This window comes from Variovorax fucosicus, from assembly GCF_030316825.1.
Taxonomy (GTDB): domain Bacteria; phylum Pseudomonadota; class Gammaproteobacteria; order Burkholderiales; family Burkholderiaceae_C; genus Variovorax; species Variovorax fucosicus.
The window spans coordinates 277,290-301,210 of record NZ_JASZYU010000005.1; the positions used below are offsets into that span (position 1 = coordinate 277,290).

Genomic DNA, 23,921 nt, shown 5'->3' on the forward strand with positions numbered 1-23,921 from the left:
TCGGGTGCATTGATTGCATCGAAAACGCCTCATTAGCGTGCCATGCGGGGCCGTCGAAGCGTCATTCCAGCGCCTTTCGCAGTCCTCGAAAAATTTTCGGCGGCTGCATTGCGCGCCATTGCTGGTTGATCGCAGATTGATCGCATGAATGCGGTTTTTCGGTGGCACAGAGCGTGCGGAAAGTGGGGGCGCGCAACACCTCATTCACCTGTTTCATTCCACGGAGTACCGCATGCCCAAAGTCACCAAAGCCCCGAACGTTGCCGGCGAACACCTTGTCGACTACGAAGAAAAAGTCTTCGAGGACGTCAAGGCCGAGCCCGGCGAGAAAGCCCTGGTCACCTTCCATACCGTGGCCTTCGAAGGCTCGATCGGCTTCGTCAACCTGCTGCAGGCCACGCGCCTCAAGCGCAAGGGCTACGAGACCTCGGTGCTGCTCTACGGGCCGGGCGTCACGCTCGGCGTGCAGCGCGGCTTTCCGACGCTCGGCGACGAAGCCTTTCCCGGCCACCAGAACTTCAACAAGCAGATCGTCAAGTTCATGGAGGAGGGCGGCAAGGTCTATGCCTGCCGCTTCGCGCTGCAGGCGTTGTACGGTCATGGCGAAGGCTCGCTGATTCCCGGCATCACGCCGATCAGCCCGCTCGACGTGCTCGACATCGTGCTGCTGCACAAGAAGGCCGGCGCGGTCGTCATCGACACCTGGACGCTGTGAGATGACCATCGTTCGCGCCGCTGCCGTCCAGATCGCGCCCGACCTGGAGAACGAGGACGGCACCTTGCACAAGGTGTGCGAGGCCATCGATCAGGCCGCGTCCAGGGGCGTGCAACTCATCGTGTTCCCCGAGACCTTCCTGCCCTACTACCCGTACTTCTCGTTCGTGCAGCCGCCCGTGCTGCAGGGGCCGGCCCACATCCGGCTGATGGAGCGCGCGGTGGTGGTGCCGGGGCCGGTGACGCTGGCCGTGGCCGAGCGGGCGCGCGCCCAGGGCATGGTGGTGGTGCTCGGCGTGAACGAGCGGGACCACGGCAGCCTCTACAACACGCAATTGGTGTTCGACGCCGACGGCAGCCTGCAGCTCAAGCGCCGCAAGATCACGCCGACGTACCACGAGCGGATGATCTGGGGCCAGGGCGACGCAGCCGGGCTCAAGGTGGTCGACACCCGGGTCGGCCGCGTCGGCGCGCTGGCCTGCTGGGAGCACTACAACCCGCTCGCGCGCTATGCGCTGATGGCGCAGCACGAAGAAATCCACTGCGCGCAGTTTCCCGGCTCGCTGGTCGGCCCGATCTTCGCGGAGCAGATGGAAGTGACCATCCGCCACCATGCGCTGGAGTCGGGCTGCTTCGTGGTCAACGCCACGGGCTGGCTCACCGACGCGCAGATCACCGCCATCACGCCCGATGCGGGCCTGCAGAAGGCGCTGCGCGGCGGCTGCCACACCGCAATCGTCTCGCCCGAAGGCAAGCACCTGGCCACGCCGCTCACCGAAGGCGAGGGCATGGTCGTCGCCGACCTCGACATGGCGCTCATCACCAAGCGCAAACGCATGATGGATTCGGTCGGCCACTACGCGCGGCCCGAGCTGCTGAGCCTGGCCATCAACGACCGGCCGGCGGCCACGACCTTCGCCATGCCGGCGGCCGCGCCTCTTTGTTCTTCCACCTCTTCCCCCGGGAGCACCCACCATGACCACGACCACCAACCCGTCGAGCCGCCAGTTGATGACCGAGTTGCAGTCCTTCGGGTTGCGGCTCGCTGACACCGGCGCGGGGGTTGCCAGCCGCCGAGGCGGCGCCGGGCCGTCCGACCACAAGGCCGTGACCATCGACGGCCACACGATCATGGTGCCGGTGCACACATCGACCGCCTGGCACTCGCCGTTCACGGCCCAGGCACCGGATGCGATGGGTGTCAGCACGATCACGCGCGGCACGATCCCGATTGCCAGCATCAGCTTTCCGAAGCAGCCGCGCTTCTATAGCATGCAGACCTTCGACGGCGTGCCGTATTCGCACATCGCGACGCTGCACGGCGCCGACGTGCTCGCCACCACGGTGCTGCAAACCTGCATCCGCTACGAGAGCCGCAAGAAGACCTGCAAGTTCTGCGCGATCGGCCAGTCGCTCGCGGCCGGCCGCACCGTGGCGCGCAAGACGCCCGAGCAGCTCGCCGAGGTGGCGCGCGCCGCGGTGCTGCTCGATGGTGTCAAGCACATGGTGCTGACCACCGGCACGCCCAACGCCACCGACCGCGGCGCGAAGATCCTGTGCGAGAGCGCGTTCGCGATCAAGGCCGCGGTAGACCTGCCCATCCAGGGCCAGTGCGAGCCGCCCGATGACGACCAGTGGTTCCACCGCATGCACGCGGCCGGCATCGACACGCTCGGCATGCACCTCGAAGTGGTCACGCCCGAAGTGCGCCAGCGCATCATGCCGGGCAAGGCCAGCGTGCCGATCTCGCGCTACATGAGCGCCTTCGAGGCAGCAGTCGGCGTGTTCGGCCGCGGCCAGGTCAGCACCTACATCCTGGCCGGGCTCGGCGACACGCCCGAAGCGATCCTCGAGATCTGCGACAGGTTGCTGGCACTCGGCGTGTATCCGTTCGTGGTGCCGTTCGTGCCGATCAGCGGCACGCCGCTGGAAGACCATCCGGCCCCGTCGCCCGCGTTCATGAAGTCGATCCTGCAGCCGCTGGGCCAGAGCCTGTCGGCCGCGCAACTCAAGTCGAGCGACATCAAGGCCGGCTGCGGCAAATGCGGCGCGTGTTCTTCGCTCTCCGTGTACGAGAACTGAGCCATGTCGTGCATCGATGACACCGTCGAGCCGGTCGTGCAGTACGCGCCCGTCGAATTCCTCGTGCGCGAGGCAGCGCAGGCCTGGGAGCGCGACGGTGCGTACGTGTTGCGCCGCGCCGTGTTCTGCATCGAACAGGGCATCTTCACGGGCGACGACCGCGACGCGATCGATGACACGGCGCAGTTGCTCGTGGCGATGTCGTGTATCGGCGGCATGCCGGATCAGGTGGTCGGCACGGTGCGCATCCATTCGCCGGCACCGGGCCTCTGGTGGGGGTCGCGGCTGGCGGTGCACCCGGCGTTCCGCAGCCAGGGGCATCTGGGGGCTACGCTGATTCGGCTCGCGGTGTCGCGCGCACATGCGCAAGGCTGCGAGACCTTCCTGGCGCATGTGCAGTCGCAGAATGTGCCGCTGTTCCGCAAGCTCGGGTGGCATTCGCTGGGCGAACTGGCCATCCACGGCCGGGCGCACACCGAAATGCAGGCCGATCTTGGCCGCTACCCGCCGTGCCACGATGCCGTCAGCGGCTTCGTCTCGCGAGCCAGGAGCGCGGCGTGACCTTGTCGCAACTCACGTCGGCCTTGCGCGAGAGCCGGGGCTTTGCGCACAAGCGCGACATCAGCGACATCGTCTCCGCGCTCGGCCAGGCCCTGCCGGGCGGCATCGATGCGCTGGCGCAGGCGGTGCCGGTGGGCGACGACTGTGCGGCCATCCCCGACGGCCAGGGCGGCTACCTGCTGTTCGCCATCGAAGGCCTGGTCGAGGACTTCATCGAGCGCATGCCCTGGTTCGCCGGCTACAGCAGTGTGATGGTCAACGTGAGCGACATCTATGCGATGGGCGGTCGTCCGACCGCGGTGGTCAATGCGCTCTGGAGCGCCGGCATGGATCCGGCCGGCGAGATGCTCAAGGGCATGGCCGAAGCCTCTGCGAAGTACGGCGTGCCGATCGTCGGCGGCCACAGCAACAACAGGAGCGCGCGGCCGCAGCTTGCGGTCGCGATCCTCGGCCGTGCACGGAGGCTGCTGAGCAGCTTCGCGGCAAGGCCCGGCGACCGGCTCGTGATGGCGGTCGACCTGCGCGGCGCCTACCAGGAGCCGTTTCCGTACTGGAATGCGTCGACCACGGCGCCCGCGGCGCGGCTGAGGGCGGATCTGGAACTGCTGCCCGCGTTGGCCGAGGCTGGCCTCTGCGATGCGGCCAAGGACATCAGCATGGCCGGTGCCGTCGGCACCGCGTTGATGCTGCTCGAATGCTCGCAGGCCGGCGCGGTGATCGACGTCGACGCCATGCCCCGGCCGGCCGGCGTGCCGCTGCTGCGCTGGCTCACCTCGTTCCCGAGCTACGGCTTCGTGCTCAGCGTGCGTCCGGACAAGGTCGATGCCGTGCGCTCGCGTTTCATCGCGCGCGGCCTGGCCTGCGCCGCGGTGGGCGAGGTCGACGACTCGCGCACCTTGGTGCTGCGCCGGGGCGGCGAGCACGCGCTGCTATGGGATCTGAACCGCGACGCTTTCATCGGCGAGGCGACCGCCCATGCCTGAGCGCGCCCTGAAGATCGGCCTGCTCACCCACTCGGTCAACCCGCGTGGCGGGGTCGTCCACACCCTTGAACTCGCGCACGCGCTGCACGATGCGGGGCACGACGTGACGGTGATGGCACCGGCGGCGCCGGGGCAGCGCTTTTTCCGGCCGGTGCGCTGCGCCACGCACCTGATCCCCGTGGGCGGCACGCCGCACGACATGGTCGAGATGGTGGGCACGCGCATCGAGGCCTTCACCGCGCACCTGTCGGCGCTGCTGGACAAAACGCGTTTCGACGTACTGCACACGCACGATCCGATCGGCGGCAACGCGCTGGCCAACCTGCAGGACGACGGCCTCATCGAGGGCTTCGTGCGCACCGTGCATCACCTCGAGGTGTTCGACTCGCCGCAACTGATGTTCTGGCAGGCGCGGGGATTCCGGCGTGCACGGCAGGTGTTCTGCGTGAGCCGGCTGTGGCAGGACATCCTGGCGCGCCAGCACGGCGTCGATGCCGCCGAAGTGGGAAACGGCGTCGACACCCGGCGCTTCAGCCCGCAGATGCAGCCGGAAGACGCCGCGCTCGCGCAGCGCCTGGGCGTGCGCACCAATGCGCCCGTCATCGTCGCCGTCGGCGGCGTGGAGGAGCGCAAGAACACGCTACGGCTGCTGCAGGCGTTCGTGCTGCTGCGCAGCCGGCGGCCCGATGCGCAGCTCGTCATCGCCGGCGGCGCGAGCCTGCTCGACCATGCGCGCTACACGCGTGAGTTCAAGGCATTCGCACAGGCCAGCGGCATCGCCGTGGGCCCCGAGCAGCCGCTGCTGCTGACCGGCCCGTTGGCCGATACCGACATGCCCGGCCTCTACCGGCTCGCCGATGTGGTCGCGATGCCCTCGCTCAACGAAGGCTTCGGACTTGTCGTGCTGGAGGCGCTGGCGAGCGGCGTGCCGGTGGTGGTGTCGCGCATTGCGCCGTTCACCGAGTACCTGGAAGACGGCGATTGCGAATGGGCCGACCCGCAGCACGCCGCTTCCATCGCCGAAGCGCTCGAACGCGCACTGCTGCACGTCGATTCGGCGGCCGTCGCGCGTTCGGCTGCGCGCCTGGCCCGGCGCTTCAGCTGGGCCGCGAGCGCTGAGCGCCATGCGCTGCTCTACCGCCAGGGCCTGGCCTCGACGCTTCCAAGGCAGGCTACTGCCGCCTGCTGAACCACCAACCAGAGACCGTCGCCATGCCCGTCATGCATTTCCACGTCCGCTGGCCCGACCAGAGCGAAACGCGCTGCTATTCGCCGTCGCTGGTGGTGGCGGACTACCTCACGCCCGGTGCCAGCTACCCGCTGCCCGATTTCCTCCAGCGTACGCGCGACGCACTCGGCATCGCTTCCGAACGCGTGCGCGCGAAGTACGGCTTCGCCTGCGCGCAGGCGCTCGGCCAGCTCGCGGAGATCGAGCACATCGCCAGCCGCTTCGGCGGCCAGGCCGATGCGCAGGTCACCGTGACAGCGTTCGACTGATCCACACCCTTGTTCCCGAGGCTTCCATGTCCACCACCACCCACTACAGCGTCGTCATCATCGGCGGCGGCCAGTCCGGCCTGTCCCTGAGCCACTGCCTGCAGCAGCGCGGCATCGACCATCTCGTGATCGAAAAGCGCAGCCTGGTTCACAGCTGGCGTACCCAGCGCTGGGACTCGTTCTGCCTGGTCACGCCCAACTGGCAGTGCAACCTGCCAGGCTGGTCGTACAGCGGCAGCGATCCGCACGGCTTCATGGTCAAGGACGAGATCAACGCCTGGCTGGCTGGCTTCGTCGAGCAGGTGCAGGCACCGGCGCTCGAAGGCGTAACGGTGCAGAAGGTTTCGCGCGCCGGCGCCGCCGACATGTTCCTGGTCGAGACCACGGCCGGGCATTTCACCGCCGGCCAGGTGGTCGTGGCCTCGGGCGGCTATCACAAGCCCGTGGTGCCGCGCATGGCCGAGCGGCTGCCGGCCACGGTCGTGCAGTACCACTCGGCCCAGTACCGCAATCCGGCGCAACTGCCCGAGGGCGCGGTGCTCGTGGTGGGCTGCGGCCAGTCGGGCGCGCAGATTGCGGAAGACCTGCACCTGGCCGGCCGCAAGGTGTTCCTGGCGACCGGCAACGCGCCGCGCTGCGCGCGCTTCTACCGCGGCAAGGACGTGGTCGACTGGCTGGCCGACATGAACTACTACGACATGCCCGTCACCTCGCACCCGCTGCGCGAAGGCGTGCGCGACAACACCAACCACTACGTGACCGGCCGCGACGGTGGGCGCGACATCGACCTGCGCCGATTCGCGCTCGAAGGCATGGAACTGTTCGGCCTGCTGACCGGCATGGAAGGCGACGCGCTGCAGTTTCAGCCCAACCTGCGCGAGCACCTCGATCACGCGGATCAGATCTTCAATGGCATCAATGCGTCGATCGACAAGTACATCGCCGCGAACGGCATCGAGGCACCGCCCGGCGGGCCCTATATGCCGGTATGGGAGCCGGAAGAAGAGCGCACCACACTGAGCCTGCGCGCATCGGGCATCACCAGCGTGGTCTGGTGCATCGGCTTCCTGCCCGATTTCGCCTGGGTCGACGCCCCGGTCTTCAACGGCCGCGGCGACCCGGTGCATCTGCGCGGCGTGACGCGGGAGCCGGGCCTGTATTTTCTCGGTCTGCCGTGGCTGCACACCTGGGGCTCGGGTCGCTTCTCGGGCGTGGCGCGGGATGCGGACCATCTGGCGGAGCGGATTGCGGCGCGGCGCCCGGGTGGCGCGGCTGCGGTCGTCGCGGTCCAGGCGGCGGCCGCCTCAGCCTGACGCAGGGGCGCCCGCGCCCGGGGCTTTTTTGAGAAGCGACTTCAGCTTTCTCTTGGCGACCCTCAACTTGTTTCGCACATAGAGGTTTCGCAGGTCGGACGCCATCAGTGCGAGATAAGGGTTTCGTTGGGACGCCCCCTGCTTCTTCTCGTTGCGGATCAGCTGGATGGACTCGACCAGATAGTGGAAGGCATGCGGCCGGTCGACATATTGCTCCCAGGCCTCGCGTGCCCGGCGGCCAAGTTCTGCATAGGGTTTGTCGGCCAGTATTCGCGGAAGCTCGTCGAGCTGGCTCTCTTTCACCCGGATGCTGAACGTGTCCCAGGGAATGAAGGGCGGCGCAACCCAGTCGTCCGAAATGATCACGGGGCAGCGCCCCAGTTCCATCGCTTCGAACAGGCGGTAGGTGCTCGGGCCAATACCCCGGGGCGCGAGGATGAAGCGGCTGCGTGCGCAGGTTTCGACGTACTCGGTCTCGTAGCGGGCGCGCTCCTCGGGCCCCAGCTGCCATGCGTAGCGGCCGGCCGTGTCGACCACCTGCGTGTTCGGAACCTTGGCGTGCAGGATTCGATCGCGCACCGCGCAGTTGTAGGCGCCGACAAATGAATAGAGGAGATCCTGCTCCACCCGCAGGTCGCGGGCATGGGTCACTGCCTTGTTTTCCTCGATGCGCGCCAGGTACACGCCGCCCGCTGACAGTCCGGCCCTGTGATGGGGCGCCCGAATGGAAGGGTAGACCCCTTGCACGAGCGGAAAAGCGTAGTCCCAGTCGTGATACAGATAGGTCTTCTCGGGATGGCGCCGCCGCAGCGGATGCCAGAAGACTCTCTCCATGAACATGTCCTGCCCCGGATGGCCTTCCATGAACAGGATCGCGTGGGCCGAGTCGGGGTCGTCGGTGATCGTATGCTGCCCGTGGACGTCGAGCTTGGCCGACTCGCGCAGCCAATCGGCTGCAAAGTTGCCCCATACGTCTTCAGGGTACGCAGATACAACGTGGAGTTTCATGCTGGATCCTGAGTGAGGGAAGGTGCAGGCAGCATGCTGCCGATGTGCAATGGAGTGGGGTGCCGATCTGGTTTCCCCAGACCCGCAGGTTCGGATCGCGATCGCTTGACGACCGCCTTCGGCGCGACCGCCGACAAAGTGCCTAGAGCGTGTCGCCCTTGCCTTGATCCCGATCCTTGCCAGCCCGCTCCAGGAGCCCCCGCGACATCGGCTCCCCCTCGTCGCGGATCCTTGTCCTGGCGCTGAAGATGTCTTCTGCCTGGATCTGTTCCACGACGATCAGCGGCGACTGGCGCTCCGGCGGTCGCTCAACGGAAGGGTTGCCGCAAGGGCGATCCGTCATGATGATTCGGCCTCTCGCATCCCTGCACTGATTCACCGGGTCGGCGAAGACGGGGGCGAACGCGCCGAAAACTGCGACGCAGGTAAGTAAGCGTAAAGTATTCATGCTCAGATGATAGGCCGTCGCAGCGAGTGCGCAATAGCCAATAGCTGAATACATGGCCTCCCGGCACTATGGCTGGCGGACTATGGCTTGCCGCCAGACAGCTGGCCAAAGCGTTGATAGACGGCAGCCTTGATTTTTCTGATTTCCGTCATCGCATCCGATTTGGGTGGCACCCGGCCCGCGAGAACCGCTATCGCGTGGTCGGCCAGATCTTTCGAGGCCTGGGCGTCTTCCGCACAACGCTGCAACTCCTGCTGACGCTCGCTGTATGGCACCTGGGAAGAGTCCTTCATGAGCGCCTCGCACACGCGAAGCGAAGCCGCTGCGGCGGCCAGGCTCATATGCACACCTGCGCGAACGCGATTGCCGTAGGCGATCTCTTCCTCGTTCCGCAGCTCGGCTTCCTGTGCGGCCGGCGGCAATCCGCCAATGTCTGTCGGCGCGAAATAGGGAACGGCCGACGTGGCGTGGGATCGCCCGCTGATGGCCTGCTCGACCAGGGCCAGCGCCTTTTGGACTGTTCCGAGATCTGGTGATTCCATGACTCCTCCTGTGCTGCAGCGAAATGGCTGCGCGCAGAGAACCTGCGCTGCGACGACCAGCTGGTGCAATACCTTGCATCAGGCGCTCCTGCGTGCTTGTAGGAGGTGGGCCCATTTGCCGCTGAAACCGCCTGCGGTGTGCGGTGAGCCAGCGGCGCTTGCCGAGTCCCGGTCCTGACCTTGTTGGTCGCCGGGTCGTACCCGGAACCTCAATGCGAGCGGATTGCCACCGCTTCAACGGACTCAGCCTGCCAGCCGCCGCCCAGCGCCTTGAATGCACTGACCGCCGCGCGCGCCGACTCCGTTTGCGCTTGCGCTCTCGCATCGGCCACGCGCAGCAGGCTCTCGTCCGCTTGCAGCACCTCGATCAGGCTGACAACACCGCGCTGATAAGCCGCGAACGAGGCACCTCGCACACGACCGAGCGATGCCTCGCCCTGCGCGAGCAATGCGGCTTGTTCTTCACGCTTGACCAGGGCGGAGAAGGCGTTCTCCACGTCTTCTGTCGCACGCAGCGCAGCGAGCCGGAATGCTGCGAGCAACTCCGCGTCCTGCCCCTTGGCGAGTTCGATCTGCGCATCGATGCGCCCGAAGTCGAAAAGCCGCCAGCGCAGGCCGAGCAGGGCCGCAGCCTGACTGGCGCCGCCGGTGAACAGATTGCCGCTGGCCACGGACGTGGCGCTGCCGATCGTTCCTCCCAAGGACAGCTTCGGGTAGTACTCGGCCACGGCCAAGCCGATGCGCGCGTTCGATGCGGCAAGGCGCCGCTCGGCGGCGATCAGGTCGGGCCGACGCCGCAGCAATTCGCCAGGTGAGCCGGCGGCGCCGATGCGCGGCGCAACAGGAATGGCGCCCGCTGCCGCGAGTTCGGCGCGGTGCGCGCCCGGGGCGGCGCCTAGCATCACGTCGAGCGCGTTCATGGCCGCAGCCTCGCCCGCTTCCAGAACTGGTACCGACGCACGGACCTGCGCCAGCGCACCTTCGACCTGCCTCAACTGGAGTTCGGCGGCCAGCCCCTTGCCGTAGAGCAGGTCGATCTTCGACAGCAGGTCCTGCTGTGTGGCAACTTGCCGGCGTGCCACGTCGAGGCGGGCCTGCAGTCCGCGCAGCGTGATGTAGATGTCCGCGGTCTGCGCTGCCACGGTCAGGCGCGTGGCGGCTGCGCCGGCCTCCGATGCCTGGTAGTCGGCCAGCGCAGCTTCGCGTCCCCGACGCAGGCCGCCGAAAATGTCCAGCTCCCAGCTTGCGCCAAGGTTCGCTTCGTAGGCGTTGCCGTAGCGATCGAAGCCTGGCTGCGAGTTCAGAACTCGGCCCAGCGGCGTTTCCACCGACTGGTAGGCCCGGGCGGCTTGTCCGCTGAGGTTGCCCGAGGGCAGCAAAGCTGCATTCGCCGCACCGAGTCCAGCGCGGGCCTGCGCCACGCGGGCAGATGCTTGCGCAAGATCGAGGTTCTGCTTCAGCGCGCTCTCGACATAGCGGGCCAGTTGCGCATCGCCGAACGCGGTCCACCATGCCACTAGCTCGACATTCGCGATTGCCGCCCGCCGGTCAACGGCGGCCTCCCCGACAAAGCGGTCCGGCAAAGTGATGGCTGGCCGGACATAGTCAGGCCCGACAGCGCAACCTGCGAGGAGGCTGAAGAGCAGGGGAATGGCAAGGGTACGTTGAGACATGGCTTTTTCCGGGAGGAGTGACATCGGAATGGCAAACAAGGTGATGTGACTATAATCCATTTTGGTCACTTGTTGTCATCTGTTCGCCGGAGCGGTAAGCTGTCGCCATGAGCAATGCAACCTCTTCTTCCCCTGCCCCGCGGGGGCCGGCCGAGCACGACGTGCGCGCGCAGATCGTCGTCGCGGCAACCGAGCACTTCAGCCGGTACGGTTATGAGAAGACCACGGTTTCCGACCTTGCCAAAGCCATCGGCTTCTCCAAGGCGTACATCTACAAGTTCTTCGAGTCCAAGCAGGCGATCGGCGAAATGATCTGCTCGAACTGCCTGGGCGAGATCGAGGCCGACATCCGCGCGGCGATCGACGGAACTGACCGCCCGCCGGAGAAGCTTCGCCGCATGTTCAAGGCCATTGTCGATTCGGGCCTTCGCCTGTTCTTCCAGGACCGCAAGCTCTACGAGATTGCCACCTCGGCAGCCAGCGAACGCTGGCAGTCGGCCATCGCTCACGAGGCGTGCATCCGGCAACTGCTCGTCGAGGTACTGAAGCAGGGGCGAGACTCCGGCGACTTCGAGCGCAAAACGCCGATCGACGAGACGGCGGCGGCGATCTACCTGGTCGTGCACCCCTATATCAACCCCCTGATCCTGCGGCACAGCTTCGATCACACGGACCATGCGCCAGCGCAGCTGTCCGGCTTGGTGCTGCGCAGCTTGTCGCCATAGAAAAATAAATTCGCTTGTGACCATTGACTGAATTGGTCACTTTTATCAAAATAGGGGTCCTGATCGATTCGTCTATGGGACCCTCATGCATCCGCGCCGCTTCGTTACATCCGCACTTTTCTGCGCCTTGCCATTCGCGTTGGTCGCTTGCGACGACAAGGCACCGCCAGACCCGCGCACCCAAGTGCCGCTGGTGCGCGTCGCTACCGTCCAGGCAGCCGCTTCGGCATCGCGCTCTTTCACCGGCACCGTAGCCGCACGTGTGCAAAGCGACCTGGGATTTCGAGTCTCGGGGAAGGTGCTGGAGCGGCTCGTGGACGCCGGGCAAACAGTCAAGCGTGGGCAGTTGCTCATGCGCATCGACCCCGTCGATCTGAAGCTCGCCGCGCGTGCGCAGTCGGAGGCCGTGGCCGCTGCACGAGCGCGCGCGAAGCAGGCGAGCGACGAAGAGTTGCGCTATCGCGACCTGCGCGGCACCGGTGCAATCTCCGCCTCGGCCTACGACCAGGTCAAGGCCGCGGCGGATGCCGCCCAAGCCCAGCTCAGTGCGGCCGAAGCGCAGTCCGATGTCGCTCGCAATGCCAACCGCTATTCAGAGCTCATTGCTGATTCCGATGGCACGGTGGTCGAAACGCTGGCCGAGCCCGGCCAGGTCGTCAATGCCGGCCAACCGGTGGTTCGTGTGGCGCAGTCCGGGCGCAGGGAGGCCGTGGTCCAGTTGCCCGAAACGATGCGCCCTGCCGTTGGCTCCGGCGGGCAGGCCACGCTCTTTGGCAAGGAAGGCGTCGCCGTGGCCGTGAAGCTCAGGCAGCTCGCTGATGCGGCCGACAAGCTCACGCGCACGTTCGAGGCGCGCTACGTGCTCGAAGGCGAACTGGTCAACGCTCCGCTGGGTGCCACGGTCACGGTTCGCATTTCAGACGGCAAGCCCGCCCAGGCAGGTGGCGTGCAGGTGCCCATCGGCGCCTTGTTCGACACGGGCAAGGCGACGGGCGTGTGGGTCATCGGTGGCGATCCGTCGACGGTGCGCTGGCAGCCGGTGGTTGTCCAGCTTTTGGACTTCGACCGTGCCCAGGTGGCCGGTCAGCTCAAGCAGGGGGATCAAGTCGTCGCGCTCGGCGCGCACCTGCTGCGCGAAGGCGAGCAGGTGCGTGTTGCGACCTCGGCCGCAAAGCAGGTGGTGGGTGGAGCCCACCCATGAGCGAAGGCCGATTCAACCTGTCGGCGCTGGCCGTCCGCGAACGCGCCATCACGTTGTTCTTGATCTGCCTGATCTCGCTGGCGGGCCTGGTTGCGTTCTTCAAGCTCGGCCGGGCGGAAGATCCCGCCTTCACCGTCAAGGTGATGACCATCATCACGGCTTGGCCCGGCGCCACGGCGCAGGAGATGCAGGACCAGGTCGCCGAGAAGCTCGAGAAGCGCTTGCAGGAGTTGCGTTACTACGATCGCGCAGAGACCTACACGCGCCCCGGTCTGGCGTTCACGACCTTGACATTGCTCGACAGTACTCCGCCGGCACAGGTGCAGGAACAGTTCTATCAGGCGCGCAAGAAGGTCGGCGATGAAGCGGGTAACCTGCCCACTGGTGTGATCGGGCCGATGATCAACGATGAGTACGCGGACGTGACCTTCGCCCTGTTCGCGCTCAAGGCCAAGGGAGAGCCGCAGCGCGTGCTGGTGCGCGATGCGGAAACGCTGCGTCAACGGCTGCTGCACGTGCCGGGCGTGAAGAAGGTCAACATCGCCGGGGAGCAGTCGGAGCGAATCTATGTCGAGTTCGCGCACGACCGGCTGGCGACATTGGGCATCAGCCCGCAAGACGTGTTCGCCGCGCTCAACAACCAGAATGCGCTGAGTCCGTCTGGGTCGGTGGAATCCAGCGGGCCGCAAGTCTTCATTCGGCTGGACGGTGCATTCGACACGCTACAGAAGATTCGCGATACGCCAGTGATTGCTCAAGGTCGCACCTTGAAGCTCTCGGACGTTGCCACGGTCAAGCGCGGCTACGAAGACCCGGCCACGTTCATGATCCGCAACGGCGGCGAGCCTGCATTGCTGATCGGCCTGGTCATGCGGGAAGGCTGGAACGGGCTCGACCTGGGCAAGGCGCTGGACGTGGAAGCCCGCGCCATCAACGCGGAGTTGCCCCTGGGCCTGAGCCTGACCAAGGTCACGGACCAGTCGGTGAACATCAGCGCGTCGGTCGACGAGTTCATGGTCAAGTTCTTCGCGGCCTTGCTGGTTGTGATGCTGGTGAGCTTTCTGAGCATGGGTTGGCGCGCGGGCCTCGTGGTCGCTGCGGCCGTGCCGCTGACGCTGGCCGTGGTCTTCGTGGTGATGGCCGCGACAGGCAAGAACTTCGACCGAATCACGCTCGGGTCTTTGATCCTGGCGCTGGGTCTTCTCGTGGACGACGCGATCATCGCCATCGAAATGATGGTCGTGAAGATCGAGGAGGGCTACAGCCATGTGGCTGCTTCCGCCTATGCCTGGAGCCACACGGCGGCGCCGATGCTCTCGGGCACCTTGGTCACTGCGGTCGGGTTCATGCCCAATGGCTTCGCGCCTTCGACTGCGGGTGAGTACACCAGCAACATGTTCTGGATCGTCGGCATCGCGCTCATCGCATCCTGGGTGGTCGCCGTGGTGTTCACTCCCTACCTGGGCGTCAAGCTGCTGCCCAACTTCAAGAAGATCGAAGGCGGCCACGCCGCGATCTACGACACGCCACGCTACAACCGGCTGCGTCGCGTGCTGGCGCGCGTCATTGCACGCAAGTGGCTCGTGGCGGGCGCTGTGGTGGGCCTCTTCGTCGTTTCGATTCTGGGCATGGCCGTGGTCAAGAAGCAGTTCTTTCCGATCTCCGACCGGCCCGAAGTATTGGTCGAAGTGCAGATGCCCTACGGCACCTCGATCACGCAGACCAGCGACGCCACGGCCAAGGTCGAGGCGTGGCTTTCCACGCAGCCGGAGGCGCAGATCGTCACCTCCTACATCGGACAGGGTGCGCCCCGCTTCTACTTCGCGATGGGGCCCGAGCTGCCCGATCCCTCGTTCGCCAAGATCGTGGTGCGCACGGCCAGCCAGGAGGAGCGCGAGTCCTTGAAGTACCGGTTGCGTCATGCCATTGCAGACGGCCTCGCGTCCGAGGCGCGGGTGCGCGTGACCCAACTCGTGTTCGGCCCATACTCGCCGTTTCCGGTCGCCTACCGTGTCACCGGGCCCGATGCGAACGAGCTGCGCAAGATCGCGGCCAACGTGCAACAGGTGATGGACGCCAGCCCGATGATGCGCACCGTCAGCACCGACTGGGGCACTCGCACGCCCACGCTGCACTTCACGCTGAAGCAGGACCGCCTGCAGGCCGTCGGGCTGACCTCCAGCTCCGTGGCACAGCAACTGCAATTCTTATTGAGCGGCGTGCCGGTGACCACCGTGCGCGAAGACATCCGCACCGTGCAGGTGGTGGCCCGTTCGGCCGGCGGCACCCGGCTCGATCCCGCGAAGGTCGTGGACTTCACGCTTGCCGGCGCCGGTGGCCAGCGCATTCCGCTGTCGCAGGTCGGCGAGGTCGAGGTGCGCATGGAAGAGCCGGTCATGCGGCGACGCGACCGCATGCCCACGATCACGGTGCAGGGCGACATCGCCGACGGGCTGCAGCCGCCCGACGTGTCAACCGCGATCACTGCGCAGCTGCAGCCGCTGATGCAGAAGCTGCCGGCCGGCTACCGCATCGTCGAGGCCGGCTCCATCGAGGAATCGGAGAAGGCGACGCAGGCAATGCTGCCGTTGTTCCCCATCATGCTGGCGATCACGCTCCTCATCATCATCTTCCAGGTGCGCTCGATCTCCGCGATGGTCATGGTGTTCCTCACGAGTCCGCTGGGGCTGATCGGCGTCGTGCCGACCTTGCTGCTGTTCCAGCAGCCCTTCGGCATCAACGCACTTGTGGGGCTCATCGCACTGTCGGGCATCCTGATGCGCAATACGCTGATCTTGCTGGGGCAGATCCACCACAACCAGGGGGAAGGGCTCGACCCGTTCCATGCGGTCGTCGAGGCGACCGTGCAGCGTGCCCGCCCGGTGATCCTGACGGCGCTCGCGGCGATCCTCGCGTTCATCCCGCTGACGCACTCGGTGTTCTGGGGCGCATTGGCGTACACGCTGATCGGCGGCACGTTTGCCGGAACGATCCTCACGCTGGTGTTTCTGCCGGCCATGTATTCCATCTGGTTCAGGATCAAACCAGGCGTCAAAGCTGGCAAGGATTGCGGAATCGGGCACCAGAACTGACGTTGTTAGGGTTTGTCCCGAAGGTGCAAAAGCGCAAATGTCATCCGCGCTACAAACTCGACAAGCCTGGATCCATAGGATTCGCCTGGGGGTGACACATGCTGCCCGACAAGGAACTCAATGCCTTCTTCGAACGATGTATTTGGCCGCGCGCCCTGACGCAGGCAGAGCGAACGAAAGCGTTTGAGGCCCTGTACGTTCGTCATCATGAAGCGCACTCCTTTGTGTGCCAACGTGACGAGATCGCCGACAGCTGGATTGGCGTGCTAGAGGGTTTCCTGCGTGTTCAGGACACCACGGCGGATGGCCGCCTGATCATGTTCACCGGGGTTGCATCCAGCGGGTGGATCGGTGAAGGATCGCTTCTGAAGTCGGAGCAGCGCAGGTACGAGATCATGGCGACGCGACCGACCATCACGGTCCATCTGCCAAGGACCACGTTCTTGTGGTTGCTCGATCGAAGCATCCCGTTCAACCATTTCATGCTTTCGCATTTGAATGAGCGGCTTGGACAATTCATCGCGATGGTGAAGTTCGATCGACTGCTCGAACCGACGGCGCGTGTCGCGCGCGGCATTTCCAGCCTCTTCCACCCGGTGCTCTATCCGAACACCGACTCCACATTGCGAATCAACCAGGAGGAAATCGGCTTGCTCGTCGGCATCTCACGCCAGCGCGTCAACGCCGCATTGACCGAACTGGAAACTGCGGGCCTTATTCAGCGGGGTTACGGCTACATCACCGTGATGGACAGGCAGGCACTTGTCAGGTACCCATGACGAGGCTGCCGTGCGCCGAAACCGGAGGGTTACTCCTTAGAAGTTAGTCGCCTGAATGTCTGTCTCGGACCAGTTGGCCAAGGTCTCGCCTTTCAGAATCTCTTGAGCATCGCTCCATCTCGTTGCGGTGCGCAGGCTGAAAACTGATAAAGGAATAGAGACATGCACTTCTTATCCTCAAAGGCCTCATTGGCTCGCGCGAAGCTCCACGCTACCGCCGTCAGCGTAGCGATGCTGACAGCTTGCGGCGGCGGCTCCGACAACCAGGGCGCGCTCCCCTTGGTACTCTCAGGCCCTCCCACTGCACAACCCCAGAACCCTCCATCCGGTCAACCAGCAAGCCCTCCATCCGCACCGATCGCGACGGCTCAAAAGGCCTGCAACGACCTGACCGGAAAAACCGTTGCAGGCGCCGCTCTCACGGCCGTGATGGTGGCTGCGACGACCAACGTTCCCGTGTACTGCAAGGTGACCGGCACCATATCGCCCGCGTTGAACTTCCAGATCTCTCTGCCAGAGGCATGGAACGGCAAGCTTTACTACCAAGGGGGAGGCGGCTACAACGGCGCCATTTCGCCGCCCTCGGTACCGGCGCTGGGCCAGGGCTACGCGGTCGTTGCAAGTGACTCCGGGCATCAGGACAACGCCTTGAGCGCGGACTTCGCGTTGACCGATACCTTTGCGGCCCAACTGTTCGGCAGCCTCTCGGTACCCACCGTGATGTCGACGGCAACCGAGACCCTGGCGGCTGCCTATGGGGCGTTACCGGCAAAGTCGTACTTCGAAGGCTGCTCGAATGGCGGACGGGAAGCACTGATGGCGGTGCAGCGCTCACCGAACCTCTTCGACGGCGTCATTGCGCGCGCGCCCGCCTACAACTGGGTCGGCTTCATGGGTGCCTTCAACCGAAATTCCCGGGCGCTTGCCGCGCCTGGCGGTGCATTCAGCGCCGCGAAGACTGCGCTTTTGAGCAAGCAGGTGCGAGACGCTTGCGACGGGCTCGACGGAGTCACCGACGGCGTTGTGTCGAACCAGGCCGCATGCACGCCGGCGGTAGTCAATGTTGCGGCGCTGCGCTGCGCCGGCGGAGCCGATACCGGCGACAGCTGCCTGTCGGACGCGCAGCTCGAAGTGGTGACTTCGTGGACCACCGAAGCCACCTTCACGGGCAGCACCACTTTCCGCAATGCGGGCTGGAACCTGACCGGCAACGAGGACGACCCGGGCGCCTGGCGGACCTGGCTCACGGGCGACGGCAATGTCGCCATGGCGCTGCAGTTTCTGTTTCAGGACACGACCGTCAAGAACTACCTCGCCCGCGACCGGACGGTCGATTCGCTGGCCTACACGCCCTGGGATCAGAATCAGAATGCACTCTATGCGATGGCCGCGCTCAATGACGCGACCAACACAGACATTCGCCCGTTCATCAACAGCGGCGGCAAGTTGATCCTGTGGCACGGCGGGAATGATTCCGCTCTCAGCGTGAAATCGACCTCTGAGTACTACGGGAATATGCGCGGCTCGGTGGGCAGCGCGGCTGCTGACGCATCAACGCGCTTCTATGTTGCGCCGGGGGTGAACCACTGCGCCGGAGGACCGGGTGCGGATTCGTCAGATCTGCTGACAGCTCTTGACCAATGGGTGACGAAAAGCAAAGCCCCTTCCACCTTGGTTGCGGAGAAGCGCGATGCGGGAGGAGCGGTTGTCCTTAGCCGGCCTCTCTGCCAATACCCGCAGTATCCGCGGTACACAGGTCCTGCCAATGATGCAGAAGCCTTGAAGTTGGCTGCCAACTACACCTGCACCTCCTGAGCTGCGGCTGCGCTACGCTGGGGAAACGTGCTGCGATTCGATCCCGTGGTGCCTTCGACAGGAATCGAACCTGTATCTGAGTCTTAGGAGGACCCCGTTCTATCCATTGAACTACGAAGACGAAGGGCCGCAACTGGACCCCCGAGGATTCTAGGTGCTGCTTTCGTCCGAGGGTCAACCCTGAGCGTTGCTGGGGTCTACCATTTAAAAAGTTAACAAAAGTATCAAATTTGCCTTATCGTAGTGCTGCCGAGCATCCAGTGGTGCGACCCTCTTGTGAGCATGCACGTGAATCAAGCTTCCGAGCAGATCTATTCGCTTCAGATCCTGCGGGCCGTGGCGGCGGCAAGCGTGGTCTATGCACACACCTTCACCGCGCCGCAATTCGGCTCTTTTGGGGTCGACCTGTTCTTCGTCATCAGCGGCTTCGTGATGTACATGATCGTGCAGCGCCCGGACACGACCCCTGCGAGCTTTCTTGCCGCGCGCGTTGCGCGGATTGTGCCCCTGTACTGGGCCGTGACCACGATGGTGCTGCTCGTCGCCTGGCTGGCGCCGCAGCTGATGGGGACCACGGTTGCCAACCTCGGGGACTATTTGAAGTCCCTCCTGTTCATTCCCTATCTTCGGGCTGACGGGATCATGGTTCCCATGTTGATGCCGGGCTGGACTCTCAACTACGAGATGCTCTTCTACCTCACGATCCTGGGCGTCCTTTGCGTCGGCAAGCTTGCTTTCTTCTGGTCGGTCAGTGCAGTGCTGCTCGCGTATTTCTTTCTCGGTTCCCTGGATGAACTCAAGAGCCTGGATCAACCCGAGAGCCCGGATCAACCCGAGAGCCCGGATCAACCCGAGAGCCAGGATCAAGCCAAAAGCCTGGCGCGCACGTTCTTTCATACGACGCTCTGGCTCGAGTTCATCCTCGGCATGCTCTGCCACGCGATCCATGAAAAGGTGAGGGTGTGGCGGATCCCCAAGAAGGTCATCTGTGCTGCGCTCGTGTCGTTTTTTGCGCTGCTGGCCCTGTTTGAAGGCCGAGCCGACCGCTTCCTTGTTGCGGGTATCCCGAGCGCTTTCATCGTGCTTTTTGCACTCCAGCTGGAGGGCGCCCTCAAGACCTTGCGTGCGTCCGTTCTGCGGGCCCTCGTCCATCTCGGCGATGCGAGCTACGCCACCTACCTCTCGCACATGTTTGTGGTTGGAGTCGTCGAGCGAATCCTTTTTGCAAGGACGGGTGTCGAAAAGAATATCTTCACCGCGATCTTCACGGTCGCATGCGCCTTGGCGGCAGGTTCGTTGATTTACCGTCTTATCGACCGCCCGCTCTCCAATGGTGCGCGCCGCTGGATCAAGCGGCTGAGACTGCCGTCGCGTCGGATCGCCTAGCGCCAGCGTGCAGGAGGGTGGCATTGGCTCAGTCGTACTGCACCGTGTAGATCAGGTCGACGCCGCTCTGCACACCCGCCTGGCCGCGCAGTGTCAGGCGCTTGGTGAGGTCGTAGAAGATGTACAGCGTGCCGAGCGTGCCGGCCAGGCTGCGCTCGTAGGTCACGTAGAAGTCCTGCGACAGGCGCTTGCCGAGCGTGATGGCCGAGCCCTTCAGGTCGCCGCTGCTGCCCGGGCCCTTGAAGCCGATCTCATCGAGCCCGAAGCGGTTGGCGATGCCGCCGCCGCTGCCGCCCTTGCCGATGCCGCTCAGCAATGCCAGGGCAGCCTGCTGCATCAGCATCGCCTCGCCGCCGCTGCTGGCCGACGCGCGGCCGAGCACAACCCATGACAAGGTCTCCGCGTCCGACAGCGTGGGCTCGGAGTAAAGGCGCACGCGCGGCGACTGCGCGGTGCCGGTGATCTGCACGCCGGCCCGCTGCGTGATGTTGGGGCGGATCGCGAGGATGTCGAGTGCCGGGTTGTCGAACGGGCCGTTGAAGCGCGCGATGCCGGTTTCCACGTCCATCTGCTGGCCGTAGGCGCGGTACTGGCCCTTGACCGTTTTCACCTCGCCGGTGATGCGCGGCGGCGTGCCCATGCCGGCGCTGCGGATGTCGAGCTTGCCTTCGAGCCGCGTGGTGATGCCGCGGCCCTGTACCGCGAAGTCGTTGCCGAGGTCGAAGTTGACGGCGATGTCCGGCGGTTTCGCGGTTTGCGCTGCGGCCGGGCGGGCTTCTTCGCGTGCTGCCTTCTGTTGCGCAATCTTGGCGGCTTCGGCCGCCTCGCGGTCTTTCGCGGCCGAGCGCACCACCACGTCGCTGCCCAGGCTGGGCGCGGTTTCGTCGGGCAGGATGATCACGGCACGGTCGGTCTTGAGGTCGCCGCGCACGGTGATCTGGCCGGTTTCGAGCCGCGCCTGCAGGTCGCCGGAGACGGTGACCTGGCGGTCGGTGCGCACCAGCAGGCGCAGCGACTTGAGCTGGGCCTGCATCGCCATGCGGATGCCCGAGGCCGATGGCGTCGCCGCGCCCCAGCTCACCGTGCCGCGCGCGGAGAGCGTGCCGCCGTCGCTGGCAGCCTCGCTGGCCGCGGTGCTGCGGTTGCCGCCCTGGCCCGGGATGCGGGTGCTGCTGCCGGGGCCGCCCCGCAGCGTGAACTCGGTCAACTCGAGCCGGTCGCCGGTGAGGTTGGCGCGCAGGCGGCCGTCGCGCAAGTCCAGCCCTTCGACCTGCGCACGCAAGGCCAGCTTGTCGGCACCGAGCATGCCGTTCCAGCGCGGCGCGGCGCGGTGGCCGGACAGGGTAGCGTCGGCATCGAGCGTGCCCGCGATGCGCCAGCCCGGCGGCGCCAGCATCGACCACACGCCGAGGTTCGGCAGCCGGGCCGTGACCTTGCCGGCCAGCGGTGCGTCTTCTGCCCACTGCCAGCCGCCGGCGCGCTGCTGCACCCGCGTGCTGGCTTCGGCGTTGATCTGGCCGGCGCGTTCGCTGTCCCAGGCCAGCTGTGCCTTGACCGTGTCTCCTTGAGCATCGAGGCTCACTTCGGCGCGGCGCAGGCCCGCCGGTGTGCTCGGGCCGGCACCGGCCGAGTCGGTGGTGATCTCGCTCGCCGTTCCGGTGCCGGTGCTGCGCAGACGGCGTATCAGCGCGGCCTCGCCGGCCTGCACGCGGATGTCGCCGCTCTGGCGCGCGAGCCGGGCGCGCGCGCGCAGCGTGTCGCCGGCATCGATGTCCCAGTCGCCGTCGAACAGCAGGTCGCCGCTCACGCCCAGCTCGGCCAGCGCGCTGTTGCCGCCGAGCGCCTCGGCCCATGCCATCGGCAGCCCTTGCAGCTTGCCCTGCGACTGCAGGCGATAGGCACGGGTCGCGCGGTTCGGTGCTGCGCCACTCTGGCTGAAGCGCACCGGCTGCCAGTCGAGCCGTACGGTGCCCGGTGCCGGGCCGCGCAAGGTGGCGCTGCCGGCCGTGGCTTCGATGTCGAGCTTGTCGCTGCCGGTGCGTACCGTGGCGCTGACCGGGCGGCCGAGTTCCATCGTCCAGGGGCCGGGGAGCGTGCTGTCCTGCGCCTGCAGCTTGAGGCTCGCGAGCGCAGCCTGCCACTGGTTGGCCCGCACCAGGCCGCCGCTGGCGCGCGTGTCGAGCGTGAACTTGCGTGTGCCGCTGCCTGCTTCCCCCTGCAGCGACAGCGTGGCCTGCGCCAGGCTGCCGGCCAGTTCGGCATGCAGGCCGCGCAACTGAACCGCCGTGGCCGGCCCCGTGGCGGGCGGCGGCAACTTCAGATCCAGCCGCGGCGCGGCCAGCGTGGCCTGCAGCGTCGGCTCGGCGGCGCGCGTTGCGGCCGGCTGTTCGATGTTCTGCAGGCGGCGCTGTACGGCCTGCCAGCCGCCTTGCCAGCGTGCGTCGAGCTTTGCGTTGCCTGCGACCGTGGTGCCGGCAAACGCATTGGCCAGGCCGGGCAACTGCTCGATCCATTTCTGCAGCATGGCCGCGTCGTCGACCTGGGCCTTGAGTTCGCCCGCGCCCTGGGTCGGCGCGATGCGGCCATCGATCTCGGCGCTCCCACCGGGCAGTGTCATCTGCAGCTTGCCGCTGCCGGCCTGCTCGGCCACGCGCAACTGCAACCTGCCGTCGATATGGGTGCGCAGTGCGTCGATGCGCAAGGTGCGCAGGTCGAGCACCTGGTCTTGCCACTGGCCCTGGGCTACGGCGCGGTCGAGCCGCAGGCCCTGCAGCGCGCCGGCCGCACCGGCGCCGCCATCGGCGTTCAGCGCCAGGTCGAACAGCAACGCTTCGCCACGCTGCTCGGCGCTCAGGCGGCCGTCGATGCGCGCGCCGGCCAGCTGGGTGTGCAGCTCGCCGGGGCGCACGTCCTGTACCGTGGCCTTGATCTGCCAGGGTTCGGGCGCGGGGCTCCAGCGGCCTTCGGCGTCGATGCGGCCTCTGCCGGCGCGCACCGTGGCTTGCGGGATCGTCCAGCGGCTGCCGTCGAAGCCGGCTTTGGCTTCGACCTGTTCGACCGGCAGCTTGCCCAGATCCCATGGGCCGGGTTCGGCGTTGCGAATGTTGACCGTGCCTTGCCAGCCGTTCGGGCCGGCGGCCGCATCGGGCCCGGCGATCAGTTCGCCGCTCAGCAAGGTCGTCGGCGCTTCGGGCCACAGGCGTGCCAGGTCGACGTTCTGAAGATCGGCCTTGGCGTCGATCACGGGTTGCGGCAGCCAGGGCGCGAGGTTGGCGACCAGTTGCGCCTGCATCGGCTTGGCCCCGTCCTGCGTGGCGGGTTTCAGGTCGGCGGCGACGGCCAGGCGCGCATCGCGGCCGGCCAACGTGCCCCGGATGCTGGCGCTGGCCAGCACGTCGATGTTGCGCGCCGCGTCGAGCGGTGCGCGCACACGGCCATCGAGCGCCGCTTCGATCGCCATCGGCGCCGGCCCCTGCAACTTGAGCTTGCCGCTGTAATGGCCGTCGGCAATGTCGACGCCATCGAGCTGCAGATCGTGCTGTGCGCCGGTGTAGCGGTAGTGGCCGGAGAGCTGGTCGGCCTGCAGCGGCGGCGGGCCGTTCCAGCGCAGCGTATCGATGCGAAACGGCAGGTCGATGTCGATCGGCAGCGCAAGCTGCTCGAGCGGCTCGGCCGGTTTGTCGTCGGGCGGGCCGCGCCGCTCCGCGGTGATCAGCGCGGCATGCACTTCGCCGAGCTTGAACTGGCGGCTCAGCAGCGGGCGCAGGCTCCAGCCGATCGTGGCCTGGTGCACCTCGACCGCAAGCGTCGGGCTCTGCCAGCGCAGAAAGCCGATGCGGCCACCGTTGCGCACCGAGCCGCTGACCTCGCGGCTCTCGAGCGACTGATCCGCCGGCAGGTAGCGCGCGGCCCGGACCAGCGTGAAGGCGAGCGACTGGCTCGAGCCGATCCACCACCAGGCGGTGGCGACCAGCACCACGAGCAGGGCCAGCATGCAGCCGAACGTCCAGGCTGCGGCACGCAATGCCCGCCGCGCGCGCGAGCGGCGCAGCGTGGCAGGCAGGGACGACGTTGCGTCGGGCGCTTCGGACTGCATCGGCCG

The 23,921-nt window shown here is 66.2% G+C and carries 19 protein-coding genes and 1 tRNA gene; 14 read left to right on the forward strand and 6 right to left on the reverse strand.

The window, feature by feature from the left end:
* Positions 1 to 232 precede the first annotated feature (232 nt).
* Genes QTI05_RS26375 through QTI05_RS26410 form a run of 8 tightly spaced genes read left to right on the forward strand, consistent with a single transcriptional unit; the run spans position 233 to position 7,150 of the window.
* Entirely contained in the window at positions 233 to 715 is a 483-nt protein-coding gene (locus QTI05_RS26375; protein ID WP_286539414.1) for an MSMEG_0572/Sll0783 family nitrogen starvation response protein, read from the forward strand.
* 1 nt (position 716) lies between these two features.
* Positions 717 to 1,763 carry a Nit6803 family nitrilase gene (locus QTI05_RS26380; protein ID WP_286539412.1) on the forward strand — a complete coding sequence of 349 codons (1,047 nt, stop codon included), beginning with the start codon at positions 717 to 719 and terminating at the stop codon, positions 1,761 to 1,763.
* On the forward strand, positions 1,726 to 2,796 hold the full coding sequence (locus tag QTI05_RS26385; RefSeq protein ID WP_286541391.1) for an MSMEG_0568 family radical SAM protein: 1,071 nt from the start codon (positions 1,726 to 1,728) through the stop codon (positions 2,794 to 2,796). The genes QTI05_RS26380 and QTI05_RS26385 overlap by 38 nt, the downstream gene beginning before the upstream one ends.
* A gap of 3 nt (positions 2,797 to 2,799) precedes the next feature.
* Positions 2,800 to 3,357 carry an MSMEG_0567/Sll0786 family nitrogen starvation N-acetyltransferase gene (locus tag QTI05_RS26390; RefSeq protein WP_286539411.1) on the forward strand — a complete coding sequence of 186 codons (558 nt, stop codon included), beginning with the start codon at positions 2,800 to 2,802 and terminating at the stop codon, positions 3,355 to 3,357.
* On the forward strand, positions 3,354 to 4,340 hold the full coding sequence (locus QTI05_RS26395) for a sll0787 family AIR synthase-like protein (RefSeq protein WP_286539409.1): 987 nt from the start codon (positions 3,354 to 3,356) through the stop codon (positions 4,338 to 4,340). The genes QTI05_RS26390 and QTI05_RS26395 overlap by 4 nt, the downstream gene beginning before the upstream one ends.
* Complete coding sequence (locus QTI05_RS26400) at positions 4,333 to 5,529, forward strand: MSMEG_0565 family glycosyltransferase (RefSeq protein ID WP_286621404.1); 1,197 nt, start codon at positions 4,333 to 4,335, stop codon at positions 5,527 to 5,529. The genes QTI05_RS26395 and QTI05_RS26400 overlap by 8 nt, the downstream gene beginning before the upstream one ends.
* Before the next feature lie 23 nt (positions 5,530 to 5,552).
* A complete protein-coding gene (locus QTI05_RS26405; RefSeq protein WP_286539407.1) occupies positions 5,553 to 5,837 on the forward strand; it encodes an MSMEG_0570 family nitrogen starvation response protein in 285 nt (94 codons plus the stop codon).
* A gap of 26 nt (positions 5,838 to 5,863) precedes the next feature.
* Positions 5,864 to 7,150, forward strand: a complete 1,287-nt coding sequence (locus QTI05_RS26410) for an MSMEG_0569 family flavin-dependent oxidoreductase (protein WP_286539405.1) — start codon at positions 5,864 to 5,866, stop codon at positions 7,148 to 7,150.
* Here the strand turns inward: QTI05_RS26410 and QTI05_RS26415 are convergent.
* The 4 genes from QTI05_RS26415 to QTI05_RS26430 form a co-directional block, all read right to left on the reverse strand.
* Positions 7,142 to 8,158, reverse strand: coding sequence for an exostosin domain-containing protein (locus tag QTI05_RS26415; RefSeq protein ID WP_286621405.1), 1,017 nt, complete (start codon positions 8,156 to 8,158; stop codon positions 7,142 to 7,144). The genes QTI05_RS26410 and QTI05_RS26415 overlap by 9 nt on opposite strands.
* Positions 8,159 to 8,300: 142 nt before the next feature.
* Positions 8,301 to 8,660 carry a DUF4124 domain-containing protein gene (locus QTI05_RS26420; protein WP_353505973.1) on the reverse strand — a complete coding sequence of 120 codons (360 nt, stop codon included), beginning with the start codon at positions 8,658 to 8,660 and terminating at the stop codon, positions 8,301 to 8,303.
* Between the two features lie 26 nt (positions 8,661 to 8,686).
* Entirely contained in the window at positions 8,687 to 9,148 is a 462-nt protein-coding gene (locus QTI05_RS26425; RefSeq protein ID WP_286539400.1) for a hypothetical protein, read from the reverse strand.
* Between the two features lie 209 nt (positions 9,149 to 9,357).
* The gene (locus QTI05_RS26430; protein ID WP_286622388.1) at positions 9,358 to 10,821 is read right to left on the reverse strand and encodes an efflux transporter outer membrane subunit; all 1,464 of its coding nucleotides are present in this window, start codon (positions 10,819 to 10,821) and stop codon (positions 9,358 to 9,360) included.
* A gap of 107 nt (positions 10,822 to 10,928) precedes the next feature.
* Between QTI05_RS26430 and QTI05_RS26435 the strand changes: the two genes are divergently transcribed.
* From QTI05_RS26435 to QTI05_RS26455, 5 genes are all read left to right on the forward strand, one after another.
* Complete coding sequence (locus tag QTI05_RS26435; RefSeq protein WP_286621407.1) at positions 10,929 to 11,546, forward strand: TetR/AcrR family transcriptional regulator; 618 nt, start codon at positions 10,929 to 10,931, stop codon at positions 11,544 to 11,546.
* 85 nt (positions 11,547 to 11,631) lie between these two features.
* Positions 11,632 to 12,747, forward strand: a complete 1,116-nt coding sequence (locus tag QTI05_RS26440; protein ID WP_286621409.1) for an efflux RND transporter periplasmic adaptor subunit — start codon at positions 11,632 to 11,634, stop codon at positions 12,745 to 12,747.
* The gene (locus QTI05_RS26445; RefSeq protein WP_286621411.1) at positions 12,744 to 15,839 is read left to right on the forward strand and encodes an efflux RND transporter permease subunit; all 3,096 of its coding nucleotides are present in this window, start codon (positions 12,744 to 12,746) and stop codon (positions 15,837 to 15,839) included. Before QTI05_RS26440 ends, QTI05_RS26445 begins: the two co-directional genes overlap by 4 nt.
* A gap of 98 nt (positions 15,840 to 15,937) precedes the next feature.
* Positions 15,938 to 16,618, forward strand: coding sequence for a Crp/Fnr family transcriptional regulator (locus tag QTI05_RS26450; protein ID WP_286539395.1), 681 nt, complete (start codon positions 15,938 to 15,940; stop codon positions 16,616 to 16,618).
* A gap of 162 nt (positions 16,619 to 16,780) precedes the next feature.
* A complete protein-coding gene (locus tag QTI05_RS26455; RefSeq protein WP_286621412.1) occupies positions 16,781 to 18,433 on the forward strand; it encodes a tannase/feruloyl esterase family alpha/beta hydrolase in 1,653 nt (550 codons plus the stop codon).
* Between the two features lie 46 nt (positions 18,434 to 18,479).
* Here QTI05_RS26455 and QTI05_RS26460 read toward each other — a convergent pair.
* A tRNA-Arg gene (locus QTI05_RS26460) sits at positions 18,480 to 18,554 on the reverse strand.
* A gap of 167 nt (positions 18,555 to 18,721) precedes the next feature.
* Here QTI05_RS26460 and QTI05_RS26465 point away from each other — a divergent pair.
* Complete coding sequence (locus QTI05_RS26465) at positions 18,722 to 19,819, forward strand: acyltransferase family protein (RefSeq protein WP_286621414.1); 1,098 nt, start codon at positions 18,722 to 18,724, stop codon at positions 19,817 to 19,819.
* Positions 19,820 to 19,847: 28 nt separating this feature from the next.
* On the opposite strand, the gene QTI05_RS26470 is transcribed toward QTI05_RS26465, so the two are convergent.
* Positions 19,848 to 23,915 (reverse strand): translocation/assembly module TamB domain-containing protein, encoded by a 4,068-nt coding sequence (locus QTI05_RS26470; protein ID WP_286621416.1) that lies wholly within the window; start codon positions 23,913 to 23,915, stop codon positions 19,848 to 19,850.
* Positions 23,916 to 23,921: the final 6 nt, after the last annotated feature.